This window comes from Smaragdicoccus niigatensis DSM 44881 = NBRC 103563, assembly GCF_000380645.1.
Classification (GTDB): Bacteria; Actinomycetota; Actinomycetes; order Mycobacteriales; family Mycobacteriaceae; genus Smaragdicoccus; species Smaragdicoccus niigatensis.
Window position 1 is genome coordinate 1 of the sequence record NZ_AQXZ01000007.1, and the last position, 16,706, is coordinate 16,706.

The window sequence follows — 16,706 nt, forward strand, 5'->3', positions numbered from 1 at the left end:
TCCTAATGGGAACAGATCAGCTGCGTGTCTAACGGTCCGATCCAGAACTGACTGACGCAGGCTGGTCACCGAACCGCTGGCTGGTGAGCACCCGTTCCTCCTGGAACGATATTCGATTTCTAGCGCTAGATCGTGCCCCAGCCAGCCGGTGAGGTTCCTGTAGCGCTACTGGGATGTCGTGCCATCACGAGCACTGATCCATTAGGTCGCCGCCAGGGTCCTCCAGGTTCACCACCCCCAACAAGGAGCAGACCATCAAGGGAGGTAGCCGATGATCTTCGTCGGCGACGACTGGGCCGAAGACCACCACGACATCCACATCATGAACGCCACCGGAACCCGCCTCGCGGCACGGCGACTGCCCGAAGGCCTGCCCGGCATCCGAACCCTGCACGAACTGATCGCCACCCACGCCACCGACCCGACACAGGTCGTGATCGGCATCGAAACCGACCGCGGCCTGTGGGTCAACGCGATGGTCGCCGCCGGGTATCAGGTGTACGCGATCAACCCCCTCGCCGCCGCCCGATACCGCGACCGGCACACCGTCTCCGGCGCTAAATCCGACGCCGGCGACGCAAAACTACTCGCTGACCTGGTCCGCACCGACCGACACAACCACCGCCCGATCGCCGGCGACAGCGCCGAAGCCGAAGCGATTAAGGTCCTCGCCCGCGCCCACCAGAACCTCATCTGGGCCCGAACCCGGCACGCCAACGCGCTGCGCTCAGCACTGCGCGAGTACTACCCCGCCGCCCTCGAGGCGTTCGACGACCTTACCGACCGGGACGCGCTAGCGATCCTGAGCCGTGCCCCAGCCCCTGATCTCGGTGCCCGGCTGTCAATCTCAGCGATCTCAGCGACCCTCAAACGCGCGGGGCGCCAACGTAATACCGATCAGCGCGCGCACGAGATACAGGCCGTACTGCGCACCGAACAGCTCACCACCGCCACCGCTGTCGTGGGCGCCTTCGCCGCCACTACCCGGTCCGCGACCGCGATCATCGGTGAACTCAACCGCCAGATCAGCGAACTCGAAACCACGCTGGCCACCCATTTTGAGAAACACCCGGACGCCGCGATCGTTCGTTCCCTGCCAGGACTTGGTACTGTCCTCGGCGCCCGGGTGCTCGGTGAATTCGGGGACGACCCCGAGCGGTACACCACCGCCAAGTCTCGCAAGAACTACGCCGGAACGTCACCACTGACGATCGCGTCGGGGCGAAAACGTGCGGTCCTTGCTCGTCATATCCGCAACAAACGGCTCTACGACGCGATCGACCTGTGGGCCTTCTGCGCCCTCACGAGAAGCACCGGCGTACGCACCTACTACGACCAGCGTCGCGCCGCCGGCGACCTGCACCATCAAGCCCTGCGCGCGGTCGGCAACCGGCTCGTCGGGATTCTGCACGGCTGCCTACGCCACAAAGCCCTTTATGACGAAGACACCGCCTGGAACCACCGACAAACAGGGCAAAACGAAAGACTTGCTCCAGTCGCTTGACAAGCTACGGACCTGGGATGTCTAGCGCCCATGAAGATCCGTGGAATCGGCGGCAAAGACCTCCACGAGCAATGGACGGGCGGCGCACGTGCCTACCTCGGAATGTCCGTGCCGGAGTTCCCGAACATGTTCGTGATGTACGGCCCGAACACGAATCTCGGCGCGGGCTCGATTGTGTTCATGCACGAGCAGCAGGCCCGCCACATCCGTCAGGCGGTGGAACACCTCGCCCGAAAGAACGCGGCCTACGTGTCCATCAAGACCGAGGTCGCGGATCAGTTCGACGACGAGATCCAGCAGCGCCTCAGCCACACCGTCTGGACCCAGTGCATGAGCTGGTACCGCGACGCGAGTGGACGCGTCACCACGAATTGGCCGGGGCGAATGGCCGAGTACGAACGGCGAACTCAGTTCGATCCCCGCAGCTACGAAACCGTCTGATCAGGGCAGCGAGTCGACCCACTTCCACCCAGCCGTTGCCGTGTTGGCCGCGTGGTGGAAGCTGAGGAACTTGTAGTCGTCGACGGGCAGTGGACCGATCGGTTGACCCGCCAGCATGTACTGCGGCACCGGTGGCCAGGTCGCGACATCCCAGAACGCGACACGCACCATGACGGGCGGCCACTCCGTGACCAGGTCAGGCTCCCCCGGATCCGCGTCAAACGGACGAGTCCGGGTGATCTTGCTGATCTGTGCATACCAGCCGTCGCCGGCGATCATGGCGGTCACAGCCGGGAACGTATCAGCGATCGGTATCGGCGGATTCCCCATTGGCGAATTCGGTCATGATCACTCTCACAGCCCGCATTGACCAGGCGAAATCTAAACTCAGCTCATGAGTACCTGGGTGCTCCCACTGTTTCTTGGCGTGGGACTCGCGGCAGCGTGTGGTTTCCGCGCGTTCCTGCCACTGCTGTTGCTCAGTGCGGCAGTGCATTTCGATCTCGCGGGCCTTTCGGTCAACCATTCCTTCGCCTGGATCGGGTCGACGAACGCACTCGTCGCACTGTCGATCGCGGCCGCCGTGGAGTTGCTGGCCGATGTGATCCCGTACGTCGACAACCTCGTGTCACTCATCGGCAACGTCACCGGACCAGTTGCCGGGGCGGTTGCTGCGGGATCGGTATTCGCCTCGGCCGACCCGTCGACGGCGGCAATTGCCGGCATCATCGTCGGCGCCCCGACGGCGTTGGCATTCAGTGCGACGCAAACCGGAGTCCGGGCTGTGAGCACCGCCACCACGGGCGGTATCGCGAATCCGTTCATTTCGGTCATCGAATCAACGCTGACGTTCTTCATGGCATTGCTCGCCATATTGCTGCCGATCCTGATTCCGATCATGCTCGCCGGCCTGCTGTATGTGGCCTGGCGCTTGATCCGCCGATTGCGTCGGCGGCGAGCGGTCGCGGTTTAGAGAAGCCGAACGAGCCGAGCAATTGCGTCGGATGCTTCTTTCATCTTCTCGTCAGCATCGGGACCGCCCTTACGTGCGGCATCGACCACGCAACCCGCCAGATGCGAGTCCAGCAGCTTGAGCGAAACCGCCTGCAGCGCACTCGTTACGGCGGCCACCTGGGTGATGACGTCGATGCAGTACCGGTCGTCTTCGACCATTTTGTGAATGCCCGCGACCTGGCCCTCAATTCGACGCAGTCGTTTAAGAAGCGCGTCTTTTTCCGGACCGTACGAATTCATGCCGCCAGGATACCCCCGACGGGTACCTGGCGGGGTAAGCAGAACTCAGGACAACCAGGCCGGAACAGCCAGAAGGGCGATCATGACGAGCGGTGCCAGAATCAGCAATCCAAACAGAATGAAATCCCGCCGAGGTCGTCGCTGCGGCTCGATGACGACCCTCATAATCACGCTCTTTTCTCATTCGAATCTCAGATTGGATAACAGAACGATAGCGTCCATCGTTTCCAATTGAAATCTGTACAGCAGTAAATGGTTTCAGCTCACATTTCGCATGATTAGCTAGAGCTTAGCTGCAATCTCTGCTGCGGCGTACGTGAGAACAATGTCCGCACCTGCACGCCGAATGGACAGGAGCGATTCCAAGATCGCTGCGTCGCGATCGATCCAGCCCCGCTCGCCCGCCGCACAGAACATCGAATACTCGCCGGACACCTGGTATGCGGCCACCGGGACGTCCGAAATCGCGGCCACTTCGCGCACGATATCCAGGTAAAGCATGGCCGGCTTGACCATGACGATGTCCGCGCCTTCAGCCAGGTCGAGCGACACCTCGCGCAACGATTCCCGACGGTTTGCCGGGTCCTGTTGGTAGGCGCGGCGGTTACCCTGCAGCGACGATGCGACCGCATCCCGGAACGGTCCGTACAGCGCAGACGCGTACTTCGCGGCGTACGCCAGGATCGCCACATCCGCGTGACCTGCGTCGTCGAGGGCGGTCCGGACGGCGTCAACCTGACCGTCCATCATTCCGCTCGTGCCGACCACCTGAGCTCCCGCGCGCGCCTGCGCGACCGCCAGATCGGCATACGCCGTGAGCGTCGCATCGTTGTCGACGGCTCCGGAAGCATCGAGCACGCCGCAGTGGCCGTGATCGGTGAACTCATCGAGGCACGTGTCCGCCATGAGCACTGTACTGTCGCCGAGATCGTCCGCCAGCGCGCGCAGACCGCGGTTGAGGATGCCATCCGGGTCCGCGCCGCACGATCCGGCTGCGTCCTTGTCCTCCGGTTTCGGGACGCCGAACAGCATCAGTCCGCCGACACCCGCCGCCACCGCTTCCTCGGCGGCCGTGCGCAGCGACGACAGCGTGTGTTGGTAGACGCCCGGCATCGAGGAGATCTCCCGCGCCTCGCTGAGACCGTCCGCCACGAACATCGGAAGGACCAGATGACGTGGCTCGAGTGAGGTCTCCGCGACCAGCCGCCGGATCGCGGGCGTACGGCGCAGACGACGAGGACGGTCAGTCGGGAACATCAGGACCCTTCCTAAAGATGAAGCCACGCTCCAGTGGGCGTGGCTTCAAACTTACCGGCGACGGCTCTTCTTCCGCGGCGGAGGCAGGGCACCTTCCGCACGCAGTCGAGCAGCATGGTTCGCGAGCGCATCGACGAGAGGTCCGACCTGTGCGACCTCCGGCTGGACGTCGACCCGAAGCCCGAACTCGATCGCCGTCTCGGCCGTCTTCGGACCGATGCAGGCGACGATCGTGCGGGCGTGCGGCTTACCGGCGATGCCGACCAGGTTCCGCACGGTCGACGACGAGGTGAAGAGCACGGCGTCGAAGCCACCGGTCTTGATCATCTCGCGGATGTCGGCCGGCGGCGGAGCCGCGCGAACGGTCCGGTACGCGGTGACGTCGTCGATCTCCCAGCCGAGTTCACGAAGCCCCTCGGCGAGCGTCTCGGTCGCGATGTCGGCGCGCGGCAACAGAATGCGATTGACCGGGTCGAAGATCTCGTCGTACTCAGCGAACTCCTCGAGGAGGCCGAGGCTCGACTGCTCACCCGACGGCACGAGCTCCGGGCTGATGCCGAACGATCGAACCTTGTCCGCGGTCGCCTCACCGACGCAGGCGATCTTCACACCAGAGAACGCACGCGCGTCGAGACCGAACTCGGCAAACTTCTCCCACACGGCCTTGACCGCGTTGGTCGAGGTGAAGATGACCCACTGGTACCGACCGTCGACGAGGCCCTTGACCGCACGCTCCATCTGCGCGGGACTGCGCGGCGGCTCGACGGCGATCGTCGGAACTTCGATCGGAATGGCACCGTGGCTGACGAGCTGCTCGCTCATCTCGCCGGCCTGGTCCTTCGTGCGCGGAACGAGCACGGTCCAGCCGTACAGTGCCCGCGACTCCCACCAGGACATTCCGGTGCGGGCGCCCACGACCTGGCCGATCGTCACGACGAGCGGACCGGGCATGTCGGACGCCACCGACGCCATTGTCGCGAGGGTCGCCTCGATGGTCTTCTGCTGACGCGTCGTGCCGCGAGCCGTGATGGCGACCGGCGTCGACGGCGAGATGCCATGCTCGGCAAGCGAACTCGCGGTTTCGGCGAGGTGGGTTCCGGTCGCGTGCAGCACGAGCGGGCCCGGCGCCGCGGCCAGCGCAGCCCAGTCGACCTCGCCCCGGACATCCGCCGTGGTGTGCGTCGAGCCGAGCGCCATGCCCGCGTACGTGGGCACCGCAGAGGCCGGCGGCAGACCAGGCAGAACCTCGAACACGGCGTTCGCGGCGGCGACTTCGCTGACCTCGGCGATGACCGCGTTGTGCGCAAGTGGATCGCCGGCGACGAGGCGGACGACGTCAGAACCCGACGCGGCCGCGCTCAGTAGCATGCGTGCGACCTCGGCAGGTTCGCCGAGGGCGGGGCGTACCTCAGCTTGGGTGTCGTGCTTGGTACCCACCAGCGCGACGATTGCCGGGTCGACATCAGGATCGGTGAACGCCCGCGTCGCGCCGGCGATCACCTCCCGCGCGGCAATGGTCAGCAGAGCGGGATCTCCGGGACCCGATCCGACGAACTGAATCCGTCCCGGGCTATTCGTGGCTGCTCGCATCATGTTCTCCAGTGCGATCATTGACAGTGAGGTCTTCGGGGCGAGGTCTTCGATGGAGGTCATGAACTCACACTCCACATAAGTTGGCCTGCGCCTTGGTCGAGCAATTCGCGCGCGAGCGCAGCACCGAGCTCCGCGGCTTTCTCCACAGGCCCCACAATCGAGGCCCGAATGACGTCGGAACCATCCGGGGCTGCAGCGCAGCCTCGCAGCGACAGTTCGTCAATCACGTGTCCGTCGTCGTCGAGGGATTCGACGATTTCCGCCAACGCCCCGACCGGTGCAGTGCAACCGGCCTCGAGGACAGACAAGAGCGTGCGCTCCGCGATCACCGCGGCGCGGGTCCCGGCGTCATCGAGCGCCGACAGGGCTTCGATGATGTCGGTGTCGGTCGATCGGCACTCCACCGCGAGCGCTCCCTGCGCGGGTGCGGGCAGCATCTGGACCGGCTCGAGGCTCTCGGTGATGACCTCAGTACGGCCGATGCGCGAGAGTCCGGCACGCGCGACGATCACCGCGTCGACCTCGCCGCTGGTGACCTTGCCGATCCGAGTGTCGAGGTTGCCGCGGATCGGCACGATCTCCAGACCGAGGCCGAGCGCTTTGAGCTGCGCAATCCGCCGAGGCGCCGACGTCGCGACCTTGGAGCCCGGCGGAAGTTCGCCGAGCACGAGACCGTCACGGGCCACGACAGCGTCCCGCGGGTCTTCCCGCGAAGGGACCGCCGCAAGCGTGAACCGCTCGTCCGGCGCCGTCGGCAGGTCCTTGAAGGAGTGCACCGCGATGTCGACATTTCCGGCCGCCAACTGCTCACGCAGCGCGGTCGTGAACACACCGACGCCGATCTCCTCGACCGGGTTCGTCGTGCCGTCGCCCGCGGTCTTCACGACCACCAGTTCTGCCTGATAGCCAGCAGCGATGATGGCGTCGCGAACGTGACCCGACTGCGTCAGCGCCAACAGGCTGCCGCGGGTCCCGATCCGCCACACTTTCTCGGTCACGAAGCCGCACCCGTTTCATCTGAATCGACCGTGCCGTCCTTACGGAGGATCTCCGTCGGCGCGGCAACGGCCTGAGCTGCGCCAGGCTTGAGTTCGAAGAGTTCGCGCAATGCCTCGGCGTACGAGTCGCCGCCCGGCGTCGCAGCCAACTGCTTGACACGCACGGTTGGCGCATGCAGCAACTTCTCGACGACGCGGCGAACGGTGTTCGCAACCTCGTCACGCTGCGGGTCCTCGAGGTCAGGCAGCCGCGATTCGAGGCGCATGAGCTCGGCTTCGACGACCTCAGCAGCGCGCTGACGCAGGGCGGTCACTGTCGGGGTGACTTCGGCGAGGCGCTGGCCGTAGAGGTAGGCCGACAGTTCGTTGGCGACGATGTCGCGCGCAGCGACCGTGTCGTCCTTGGCGGCACCGGCAGCCGGGTCGTGCTGCAGCGTCTCCATGTCGATGACCGTGACGCCCGGCAGTCCGGCAACGGCGTGCTCGACGTCGCGCGGCAGACCGAGGTCGCACACTACGAGCGGCTGCTTCTGCTCATCGCGAGAAGACATCGCGCGGTGCACATCGGCGAGGCGCACGACCGCGCCGACCGCTCCCGTGCAGGTCACGAGGATGTCGGACTGGGAAATCGCCTTCGTCAGCTCCGACAGGTCAACCGCCGACGAGATCACCCCGGCGGACTCGGCCGACGCCGCAAGGCGCTCGCCGCGTTCCTTCGTACGGTTCACCACGATGAGTCGGCCGATTCCTGCTCGCGTCAGGTGCGCAACCGCGAGGCCGCCCATCGCACCCGCACCGACGACCGTTGCCGTGCAGCCCGAAAGGTTTGCACGCTCCTGGCCGTCGATCGCCAGAACCGACTTCGCATGTTCGAGCGCGACCGAGACGACCGAGGCACCGGCCGCGTCGATCCGGGTCTCGGTGTGCACCCGCTTGCCGACGCGCAGCGCCTGCTGGGAGAGCTCGTGCAGAACCCGTCCGACGGCCTGACGCTCGTCAGCGGCCGCGTAGGCAGCCCGGATCTGGCCGAGAATCTGCTGCTCGCCGACGACCATCGAGTCGAGGCCACTGGCGACGGCAAACAGATGCTCGACCGCCGACTCGCTGTAGCGGACGTAGGCGTGCTTAGTCAGGTCGTGAAGATCGAGGCCGGAGTGCTCCGACATCAGGCCGCTGACCTCGGACAATGCCGCGTGGAAGGCGTCGACGACCGCGTAGATCTCGACGCGGTTGCACGTCGAGACGATCATCGCCTCCGAGACGTGTGCGGAGCCGAGCAGTCGATCGATGAGCTTCGGGCGATCGCCGTCCGTGACCGCGACCTTCTCGAGCACCGGGACCGGTGCACTGCGGTGCGAGATACCGACCAGAAGAACGCTCATGCCTGCACCGCCCCAGCCAGGGCCAGATCCTCGCTATTGCGAGCACCGGTGAACGACAGCATCTGCATCTCGATCGCGAGGTCGACACGTCGCACCTCGACGTTCTCGGGCGCGGTGAGGAACTGCGGGGCGAAGCTCAGGATGCAGCGGACGTCAACACCGACGAGGCGATCGCAGATCGACTGCGCTTCCGCCTCGGGCACGGCGATGACACCGATGGTCGGGTCGAGGTCAAGGCACCGGGACTCGAACGTCGCCATGTCTTCCACCGTCAGCCCGCCGACCACAGTGCCGATCACAGCCGGGTCGGCGTCGAAAAGACCGACGATCGTAAAGCCGCGGCTGGCGAATCCCGGGTAGCAGGCCAACGCGCGACCGAGACTTCCCACTCCGACCATGACCACGCGATGTCCCTGGTCAAGGCCGAGGGCAAGTTCGATGCGTTCCCGCAGGCGAGCGACGTCATAGCCGACGCCACGAACACCGGTCGGGCCGAGGAAAGAAAGATCTTTTCGGAGCTTCGCCGAACCGACCCCCGCTGCAAGTGCCAATTCATCGCTGGATACGATGAGTGTCCCGTCCTCGACGAGAGCCGAGAGGGCGCGCAGGTACATGGCCAGCCGGGCAACGGTCGCTTGCGGGATATCCGCCGACCGAACCGCACCGGAATCGCCCGGCGCCGACGGCTGTTCGGTCACGTGGTTTGCTCCTCTTTCCGACCTGTTGACGACCCCGAATGTTGGGGTAAAACAGCGGTCGTGTAGATAAAGGTAGCCCTTCGCGTGTGCAGGTACAAAAACGCTCAAAATCGCACGCCTCTCTCCTATACTGCGACCGCGCCGAATCAGGCAGTGATATCGCGACGAAAACGCGGGACGTCGACCTCCCAGTAGCTGTGCTCACGTCCATCAAGAAGCACAACGGGAACACGGTCCCCGTATTCCGCCCGCAATTCCGGTCGCTCACCAGCCACGGCGTCGATATCGATCACTTCCACCGCGAATCCGAATTCGGATTGAAGTTCGGTGAGGATCTCGTGCGCCACATGGCACAGATGGCATCCGCTCCGGGTCAGGAACGTCACGTCGTGGTCGGCTGCGCTCACGCAACCACTGTGCCAGTTGGGGCGAGCGAAGCGACGGGGAATTTCTCACACTGCGCGCGGCAGTTGCTTGATTCGCTTGCGTAACAGTCGCACCACTGCGCTGGACCGCCCGGTTATGGTGAACGAATGGCGAGAACGCATCGCTGAGTGCCGTTCCACCATCGACTTTGGGCAACAAGGAGCTGTAGGTGACCGGGTTCTTCCGAAACACAGCCGCCAAGATCGGCGCAGCCGAGTTCGAGCTGCGGAAGAAGATCAAACGCGCACCAGCCGAGGCTGAGGTCATGGCTCACGTCACCGGTGAGGCGAGCGCCGACGCCGCCATCGCGCTCCAGTTCGCCGGCGCGGCGGCCTCCGCGGAAGCGGCCGAGCACGTCGAGACGACCGAGTCCGAACCGCCGCACGAAGCCCCGCCACGCGACCTCACCGCCGCCGCCTTCTTCGACGTCGACAACACGATGGTCCAGGGCGCGTCGATCGTGCATTTTGCGCGAGGTCTGGCCGCTCGCAACTACTTCCGCTATTCCGACATCGCTTCCGCGCTGTGGATTCAGATCAAATTCCGAATCACCGGCAAAGAGAACAGCGACGACGTGAAAAGCGGTCGAGAAAAGGCACTTGCCTTCATCGCGGGGCGACCGACGGCAGAACTCGCCACCCTCGGTGAAGAGATCTACGACGAATACATCGCGGACAAGATCTGGCCCGGAACGTACGCGCTCGCGCAGATGCATATCGAAGCCGGACAACAGGTTTGGCTCGTCACCGCGACTCCCGTCGAATTGGCGAACGTCATTGCGAAGCGCCTCGGATTGACCGGTGCATTGGGCACCGTCGCCGAAAGCAAGGACGGAATCTTCACCGGCCGGCTGGTCGGCGACATTCTGCACGGGCTCGGCAAGGCGCAGGCGGTGCGTCACCTCGCGGCCCGCGAAGGCCTCAACCTCAAGCGCTGCACCGCGTACTCGGACAGCCACAACGACGTCCCGATGTTGTCGCTCGTGGGCACTGCAGTGGCTATCAACCCGGACTCGGATCTGCAGGAAGTCGCCAAGAACCGCGGTTGGGAGATCCGCGACTTCCGGACCGCGCGGAAGGTCGCGAAGGTCGGTGTGCCGACCGCACTCGGACTCGGCGCCGTCGGCGGCGCCGTGGCCGCCGTGGTGACGCGGCGGCGCGGGGCCTAACTCTCGAGCAGTTTTTTTAGTCCGGCGAGACTGCGCGCGATGTTGCCGCGCTGGAATTCGGCGAAGCCACCAGTCTTGCCTGTGGCAAGCCAGTCGAATGCGCGAGTAGGCGTGTCCGGCCAGCCGCGGCGGTCATCGGTCCACGTTTCGGTCACGCGAGTGCCACCCTCGACCGGATCGAAGCGATAGTCCCAACTGGCGACGGCGACCGGAAGCATCGCCGGCCCCAATCCATAGCGGCGAACCTTGAACGCAAAGTGCCGACCCCGGTCGGCGGCGGTCACTTCACACCCCGTGGTCCACACGAATCCGCGGCGATTGTTCCATCCCGAGAACCGCATGCCGACGTAGGCGGGTGCACCCTCGGACGCCACCACGCCGCGCGTGTTCTCTGGACTGAACGCCGGAATCCGCTCCGGATGGCTGACCGCGTCGTACGCGGTCAGCGGATCCGTGGCGATGATGATGCTGTCGTGGACCTGCTTCGTGCGAGCCATGAGACCCACAGTAGGCCGTCGGCTCAGCCGAGGAAGACGCTCCGGCGCTTGGCGAGCTGACGGTACAGCGACAGCTGGATGCGCTCACGCACCGTGTCGGTCAGCTCGAAGGTCGCCACCGGGTCTTCGGCGTCGCTTGGGTCGTACGAGTTCGTGTAGATCGGCTCGCCGAACTCGATGTGCCACTTTGTCGGCAGCGGAATCATGCCGAGCGGTCCCAGCACCGGGAACAGCGGCGTCACCGGGAAGTACGGCATGCCGAGCAGGCGCGCGAGGAGCGGCAGGTCGGCGATCTTCGGATAGGTCTCCTCCGCGCCCACGATCGAGCACGGAATGATCGGCGCACCGGACTTGATGGCCGCCGAGACGAACCCGCCACGGCCGAAACGCTGCAGCTTGTAGCGATCCGAGTACGGCTTTCCGATGCCCTTGAAGCCCTCGGGGAACACCCCGACGATCTCTCCGTCGCGCAGCAGACGGTCCGCATCGTGCGTGCAGGCGAGCGTGTGACCGGCCTTGCGCGCGATCGAACCGACGAACGGCAGGTCGAAGACCAGATCTGCGGCGAGGATACGCAGCGGACGACCGTTCGAGTGGTCGTGAACCGCAACCGACGCCATCAACGCGTCGAGCGGAAGGACGCCCGAGTGGTTGGCGACGATCAGTGCCGCACCATGAGCCGGCAAGTGCTCGGTACCGCTCACGTCGACGCGGAACCACCGGTCGAAGACTGGCCGCAACACCGGCAGGAACACCGACTCGAGGAACTGCGGGTCGAAACCGAAGTCGTCGACCAGATAGTCACCGGTCAGTCGCTTCCGCAGGAAGCTCGCGGCTCCCGTGACACGGTTCGACAGCGAGCGGCGAACTGCTTCGCCGATCGTGGCCGGAGGATTTGCTTCTTGAATACGCGGCGTGATGAACGTGACCGCGTTCGTACCGATGGTGTCGATCTCGGTCGACACCCGTCTCCGCCTGGCGACCCGCTCCGCCGTGTCAGTCGGCAGCTGGATGACCTTGGCCACCGACTCAGCTACTTCATTCATCCCTTGGCTCCAGATCCTGTGCCGACAAGTGCCAGCAGCCCCTTCTCGGCGAAGTCGATCCATCTGATATCGACCACCGGGCGCAGCGCTGCACCGCGGACGAAATCGTCGAACGCCTGAACGGTCGTCCAACGAGGTTCGAACCCGAAAACTGTCCTCATGCGTGTGGTATCCAAGCCGCAGCCGTACTGGAAATAATCCAGCTGCTCCCTGGTGAACTCACGCATTACGGGCCCCATGATCGCGCGTCCCAACGTTCGGAACAGCGCGCTCGGCATCGGCGCTTCAATGCGCCCGGCCCGTCTGATTGCTTGCGACATCATGATAACGCCGTCGCCCGCAATATTGAATGTCCCGGCGGGACCTCCATGAATGGCGTGCGCCACTGCGGCGAACGCATCCTCTTCGTGAATCACCTGCATTCGGGCATCTCGCCCCATGACTTTCGGCACGAGCGGAGCGCCGACATAGGTCGGAATCACGCCCTGAAGTTGCGGTCCGATGATGGGCGCGAACCGGAGGTTCGTCACCGCCATGTCGGGCCGGCGCCGGGCGAGACTGCGCGCAAAGCCCTCGACGTCGAGAAGGTCCTCGCCGAATCCACCCTTCGGTGCGCTCTTCGCGCCCATCTGTTCGGTGAACTGCACCGGGTCGCGCGGGCTCGATCCGTACACCGCCGACGACGAACGAAGGACGATGCGGCGCACAGACGGTGCCTTCTGGCACACCGCGAACAGTTGCATGGCGCCGAAGACGTTGACGTCGTGCATCGCGATCCGCGAACCACCACGCGGCGGCCGAGCCATGACCGAGGCGTGCACGACCGTGTCGACCTCGTTGGCGTCGATCACTCTGCCGATCAAGGGATTCTGGATGTCGGCACGGACGAACTCGGCGCGGCCCATCCGGCGCATCAGATCGCGCGACGGAGACTTGGTGTCGACGGCGATGACGCGGGAGATTCGTTTGTCGGCAGCGAGACGTGCGACGAGCGAGCCGCCGAAATGGCGCGCGCCACCAGTCACCATGACCACCTGGCCACGGAACCCGCGATCGATCGCACTCATCTGCTTCTCCCCCGAGAAAGTCTTCCCGCGACCGTACCGTCCGCCCCATCTACCTGGCAATGAATACACCGATGCCCGCCACCGTTGGTGACGGGCATCGACGTCAAGTGCTTACTTGCCGAGTTTACGGCGCTGCACCCGAGTCCGGCGAAGGAGCTTGCGGTGCTTCTTCTTCGACATGCGCTTGCGGCGCTTCTTGATAACCGAACCCATACTGGGCGCCCCTTTTCACAATTCGAGTCTCGAGTCCTACCGCGCAACGCATCGTGATGCACGGGCGCTACAGCGCGACAACTGGGAATCGTACCCGGCGAGCAGGGAAGAACGAAAACGGCCCCTGGGGTCGCTCCGTTCCCACCCACTTAGCCCGCGTCGAAATACGAGGTCTCGAGATAGTCGTGAACCGCCTTCGCGTGTACGCGGAAGGAACGACCCACACGCACCGCCGGCAACTCGCCGCCGTGCACGAGTCGGTAAACGGTCATCTTTGACACTCGCATGAGGTTCGCGACCTCAGCCACAGTTAAAAACTGTGTGCTCGAGAGACCAATCTGCCCATCGCCGTGAACTGACGGCTTGCTCCCAGCCATGTAATGCACCTCCAACACCCCGCGCCGTCGGCGTCCACTCCGACAAACAGACACGTGCGTGCTGTATCGAGCTTAGCGGGACAATTGGTGTTATAGCGACGTCTGCGCGAAATCGAATCGTTATTCTTTTGTGCGTCCCTGCTGGACCGACCGGTCGTGCGCAGCGAACAATCCCTCGATGAACGCTGAGCGCAGACCTGCCTGCTCGAAGCTCCGCAGTGCCGCCGCCGTGGTCCCTCCCGGAGAGGTGACCGCAGCCCGCATCTCGACCGCTCGCTCGGGCGACTTCGCCAGCATCGCTCCTGACCCGATGAGCGTCTGAACGACCAGCTCAGTGGCGGTTTGTCGCGAAAGACCAAGAGCCACACCGCCGTCGACCATCGCCTCGACAACGAGGAAAAAGTAGGCCGGACCCGAACCCGAAACTGCAGTCACGGCGTCGAGTTGCGACTCCTTCAGCGTCAGCACCTTGCCGACCGCGCGGAAGATCTCGCTCACCAGATCGAGGTGCTTCTGCTTCGCGTAGCGGCCCGCGGAGACGACGGTCATGCCCTCACCCACGAGCATCGGGGTGTTAGGCATCACACGCACCACAGGAAACCCAGCAGGCAATTTGGCCTCAAGGCGCTGCGTCGGCACTCCTGCAGCTACCGAAACGAGCATCTGCTCACGATCCCGATCGAGGTCGAGGGTCGCAATCTGGCCCACGACGGTGTCGATATCGTGCGGCTTGACCGCCACGATGATGACGTCCGCGTGCTCGGCAGCCTCGATGACTCCGGTGACGTGAACGCCGAACTCCTCTGCCAGGTACTCAGCGCGCGGCGGGTGGGGTTCGGAGACGACGAGATCCTTGACCTCGTGGCCGGCATCCAACAGTCCGGCAAGCAACGCTTCGCCGATCTTTCCGCCACCGATTACGGCGATTCGAGTCATCGAGTTCTCTCCCGGCAGTCCAGTCTCAACCTTGGCGGCGCGGCCAGAGCGCGAGTTGCCGGCTCTGGGCTACGACAGCCCCCGTCGAATCAAACACGAGATGGTCCTCGTCAAACAACGCGGAACCGACGCTCTGCGTCGATGAGACGACCCGGAACCATCCCTTCGCGGGGTGCCGACGGATGAATGCAGTCAGCTGAACGGTTGGACTCCAACCGAATTCGCCGAGGTTGAAGACCACCGGCGGGCTCATGTCACCCAGCACGAAGCCGAACAGAACGGCGTTGTCCTCATCGTGTTCGTCGGCCTCGAACAGCCGCGCCCACAAGCGAATCGTCGGGTCGCCCGTCTCGCCCTTGAGGAAGTGCGCGGACGTCGAGTCCATCCGCATGTGCGTCACCTGGGACAGGTGGACGATGTCGGACATCGGTCCGTCGTACTTCAGCGCCGACTCGTCCGGCTCCGCCGGCATGTGCGACCCGTCGACCATCTGGCGGACCGGGGCATCGTCGAGGGCACCCATCGTGACCACCGCGCGTGCGCACAGCTTGGTGCCCTGCCAGACCTCGGTGTCGAGCGTGGCGATCTGCCGGCCGATCTTGCGCGTGATGACCCGCAGGATGACCTCACCCGGAACCGGTGCGGAAAGGAAGTCCGCGCTCGCCGCCACCGGCTGCATCCACAGCAGCGCCGAATCGTGGTCGCGCACCGCCTGGCGAGCGGCGGCCGCCGCGACGGCGAGCAGTGCACCACCGTGGACCTTGGGTCCGATCGTCCAGAGTGGCCCGATGGTTGCGCCATACTCCCAGTCGCTGATCGAAGTGAGCGTGGTCAGAGTCTGGAATGGTGCCGGATCACTCATCAAGCGATTCCTCGGTCGGGAGTTCGGCGGGCTCCGGCTCGGGTTCGGGGAGTTGGCTCGGCAAGCCGTTGACATTCACGCGCGCGAAGTCGAGAGCCTTGGCGAGCTTGACCGCCCGCTGTTCCGGCGTCCGCGCCGACTGCGTGTTGATCTCGAGCACGGTCTGGAAGTCGACGCCGCGACGAACGAGCTGCTGACACACCTCGGCGCAGGGCTGGGTGCCCTCCCCCGGGATCAGATGCTCGTCGTGCGCCTCGCCGGTGCCATCGGCCAGATGCAGGTGGCACAGCCGTGAACCCATCCGCAACGCCAGCGCAAGGGCATCCATGCCGGCGGTCGCCGTGTGGGACAGGTCGAGCGTGTAGTGCGCGAAGTCGGACCGCGTGGGGTCGTACGACGGCGCAAAGGCCGAGACCGACAATCCCGGTCCACCGCGACGCAGCAGCCGCGCGGCCGGGCCCTCTTTGCGACCGATGAAGATCCCGTCGGCCCGCAACGGGAACATGTTCTCGACCGCGAGCTGGACCTCGTACTTCATCTCCAGATCGACGACCTGGTCGAGAAATCCTTCGGCATAGCGCCGCTGCCACCGGAACGGCGGATGGACGACGACCGTCTTCGCACCGAGGTCGACCGCCATCTGGGTGCTGCGCTCGAGCTTCATGATCGGGTCCGAGCCCATGACGCGCTGCGAGATGAGCAGACACGGCGCGTGGACGGCCATGACCGGGACGCCGTACTTGCGCGACAGTTCGCGCACACCATCGGTGTCTTGACTGATCGATTCGGCCCAGATCATCAGCTCGACGCCGTCGTAGCCGATCTCGGCGGCGTAACGGAACGCGGCCTCGGTGTTCTCCGGGTACACCGAAGCGGTCGAGAGCCCCACCAACAAATCACTCATGGCTCGTCCGTTCGCTCCGTCGCACGGTCCGTTCCTCGCTCCGTTCCTCGCTGCGCTCCGGTACTCGCTGCGATGCTCCCGCG

20 protein-coding genes are annotated in these 16,706 nt (G+C 64.8%); 4 read left to right on the forward strand and 16 right to left on the reverse strand.

The genetic code is table 11. The features are described from left to right. Positions 1-271 precede the first annotated feature (271 nt). Both F600_RS0100975 and F600_RS0100980 read left to right on the forward strand, forming a co-directional pair. Positions 272-1,504, forward strand: a complete 1,233-nt coding sequence (locus tag F600_RS0100975; protein ID WP_018158706.1) for an IS110 family RNA-guided transposase — start codon at positions 272-274, stop codon at positions 1,502-1,504. 30 nt (positions 1,505-1,534) lie between these two features. Beyond that, positions 1,535-1,945 (forward strand): NAD(P)/FAD-dependent oxidoreductase, encoded by a 411-nt coding sequence (locus tag F600_RS0100980; protein WP_018158707.1) that lies wholly within the window; start codon positions 1,535-1,537, stop codon positions 1,943-1,945. Here F600_RS0100980 and F600_RS0100985 read toward each other — a convergent pair whose 3' ends face one another. Then, entirely contained in the window at positions 1,946-2,233 is a 288-nt protein-coding gene (locus F600_RS0100985) for a hypothetical protein (RefSeq protein WP_156024345.1), read from the reverse strand. It lies immediately after the preceding gene. Positions 2,234-2,339: 106 nt separating this feature from the next. On the opposite strand from F600_RS0100985, the gene F600_RS0100990 reads away from it, so the two are divergent. Continuing rightward, a complete protein-coding gene (locus F600_RS0100990; protein WP_018158709.1) occupies positions 2,340-2,918 on the forward strand; it encodes a DUF4126 domain-containing protein in 579 nt (192 codons plus the stop codon). Here F600_RS0100990 and F600_RS0100995 read toward each other — a convergent pair. From F600_RS0100995 to F600_RS0101030, 7 genes are all read right to left on the reverse strand, one after another. Next, the gene (locus F600_RS0100995) at positions 2,915-3,199 is read right to left on the reverse strand and encodes a metal-sensitive transcriptional regulator (RefSeq protein WP_026306030.1); all 285 of its coding nucleotides are present in this window, start codon (positions 3,197-3,199) and stop codon (positions 2,915-2,917) included. The genes F600_RS0100990 and F600_RS0100995 overlap by 4 nt on opposite strands. Before the next feature lie 282 nt (positions 3,200-3,481). After that, positions 3,482-4,456 carry a porphobilinogen synthase gene (gene hemB / locus F600_RS0101005; protein ID WP_018158712.1) on the reverse strand — a complete coding sequence of 325 codons (975 nt, stop codon included), beginning with the start codon at positions 4,454-4,456 and terminating at the stop codon, positions 3,482-3,484. 51 nt (positions 4,457-4,507) lie between these two features. Then, positions 4,508-6,049 carry a bifunctional uroporphyrinogen-III C-methyltransferase/uroporphyrinogen-III synthase gene (locus F600_RS0101010; RefSeq protein ID WP_026306031.1) on the reverse strand — a complete coding sequence of 514 codons (1,542 nt, stop codon included), beginning with the start codon at positions 6,047-6,049 and terminating at the stop codon, positions 4,508-4,510. A gap of 56 nt (positions 6,050-6,105) precedes the next feature. Next, positions 6,106-7,047, reverse strand: a complete 942-nt coding sequence (gene hemC / locus F600_RS0101015) for a hydroxymethylbilane synthase (protein WP_018158714.1) — start codon at positions 7,045-7,047, stop codon at positions 6,106-6,108. Next, entirely contained in the window at positions 7,044-8,429 is a 1,386-nt protein-coding gene (locus F600_RS0101020) for a glutamyl-tRNA reductase (RefSeq protein ID WP_018158715.1), read from the reverse strand. The genes hemC and F600_RS0101020 overlap by 4 nt, the downstream gene beginning before the upstream one ends. Beyond that, positions 8,426-9,127 (reverse strand): redox-sensing transcriptional repressor Rex, encoded by a 702-nt coding sequence (locus tag F600_RS0101025; protein WP_018158716.1) that lies wholly within the window; start codon positions 9,125-9,127, stop codon positions 8,426-8,428. Before F600_RS0101025 ends, F600_RS0101020 begins: the two co-directional genes overlap by 4 nt. Before the next feature lie 146 nt (positions 9,128-9,273). Next, complete coding sequence (locus F600_RS0101030; RefSeq protein ID WP_018158717.1) at positions 9,274-9,534, reverse strand: glutaredoxin family protein; 261 nt, start codon at positions 9,532-9,534, stop codon at positions 9,274-9,276. A 284-nt stretch (positions 9,535-9,818) separates the two neighbouring features. Here F600_RS0101030 and F600_RS0101035 point away from each other — a divergent pair, with 284 nt between their 5' ends. Beyond that, positions 9,819-10,721 carry an HAD family hydrolase gene (locus F600_RS0101035; protein ID WP_081628657.1) on the forward strand — a complete coding sequence of 301 codons (903 nt, stop codon included), beginning with the start codon at positions 9,819-9,821 and terminating at the stop codon, positions 10,719-10,721. Here the strand turns inward: F600_RS0101035 and F600_RS0101040 are convergent. The 8 genes from F600_RS0101040 to F600_RS0101075 all read right to left on the reverse strand — a co-directional run bounded on the left by F600_RS0101040 (position 10,718) and on the right by F600_RS0101075 (position 16,623). Further along, positions 10,718-11,218 carry an SRPBCC family protein gene (locus F600_RS0101040; protein ID WP_018158719.1) on the reverse strand — a complete coding sequence of 167 codons (501 nt, stop codon included), beginning with the start codon at positions 11,216-11,218 and terminating at the stop codon, positions 10,718-10,720. The genes F600_RS0101035 and F600_RS0101040 overlap by 4 nt on opposite strands. A 23-nt stretch (positions 11,219-11,241) precedes the next feature. Then, complete coding sequence (locus tag F600_RS0101045; protein ID WP_018158720.1) at positions 11,242-12,264, reverse strand: lysophospholipid acyltransferase family protein; 1,023 nt, start codon at positions 12,262-12,264, stop codon at positions 11,242-11,244. Next, entirely contained in the window at positions 12,261-13,331 is a 1,071-nt protein-coding gene (locus F600_RS0101050) for an NAD-dependent epimerase/dehydratase family protein (protein WP_018158721.1), read from the reverse strand. The genes F600_RS0101045 and F600_RS0101050 overlap by 4 nt, the downstream gene beginning before the upstream one ends. 111 nt (positions 13,332-13,442) lie before the next feature. Continuing rightward, positions 13,443-13,544: a 30S ribosomal protein bS22 gene (locus F600_RS30965; RefSeq protein WP_003402602.1), complete on the reverse strand. Its 102-nt coding sequence runs from the start codon at positions 13,542-13,544 to the stop codon at positions 13,443-13,445. Between the two features lie 149 nt (positions 13,545-13,693). Beyond that, positions 13,694-13,921, reverse strand: coding sequence for a helix-turn-helix domain-containing protein (locus F600_RS0101060; protein WP_051090707.1), 228 nt, complete (start codon positions 13,919-13,921; stop codon positions 13,694-13,696). A gap of 120 nt (positions 13,922-14,041) precedes the next feature. Beyond that, positions 14,042-14,857 (reverse strand): pyrroline-5-carboxylate reductase, encoded by an 816-nt coding sequence (gene proC, locus F600_RS0101065; RefSeq protein ID WP_018158723.1) that lies wholly within the window; start codon positions 14,855-14,857, stop codon positions 14,042-14,044. Between the two features lie 25 nt (positions 14,858-14,882). Beyond that, positions 14,883-15,719, reverse strand: a complete 837-nt coding sequence (locus F600_RS0101070; RefSeq protein ID WP_018158724.1) for a thioesterase family protein — start codon at positions 15,717-15,719, stop codon at positions 14,883-14,885. Then, complete coding sequence (locus F600_RS0101075; protein WP_051090699.1) at positions 15,712-16,623, reverse strand: sugar phosphate isomerase/epimerase family protein; 912 nt, start codon at positions 16,621-16,623, stop codon at positions 15,712-15,714. Before F600_RS0101075 ends, F600_RS0101070 begins: the two co-directional genes overlap by 8 nt. Positions 16,624-16,706: the final 83 nt, after the last annotated feature.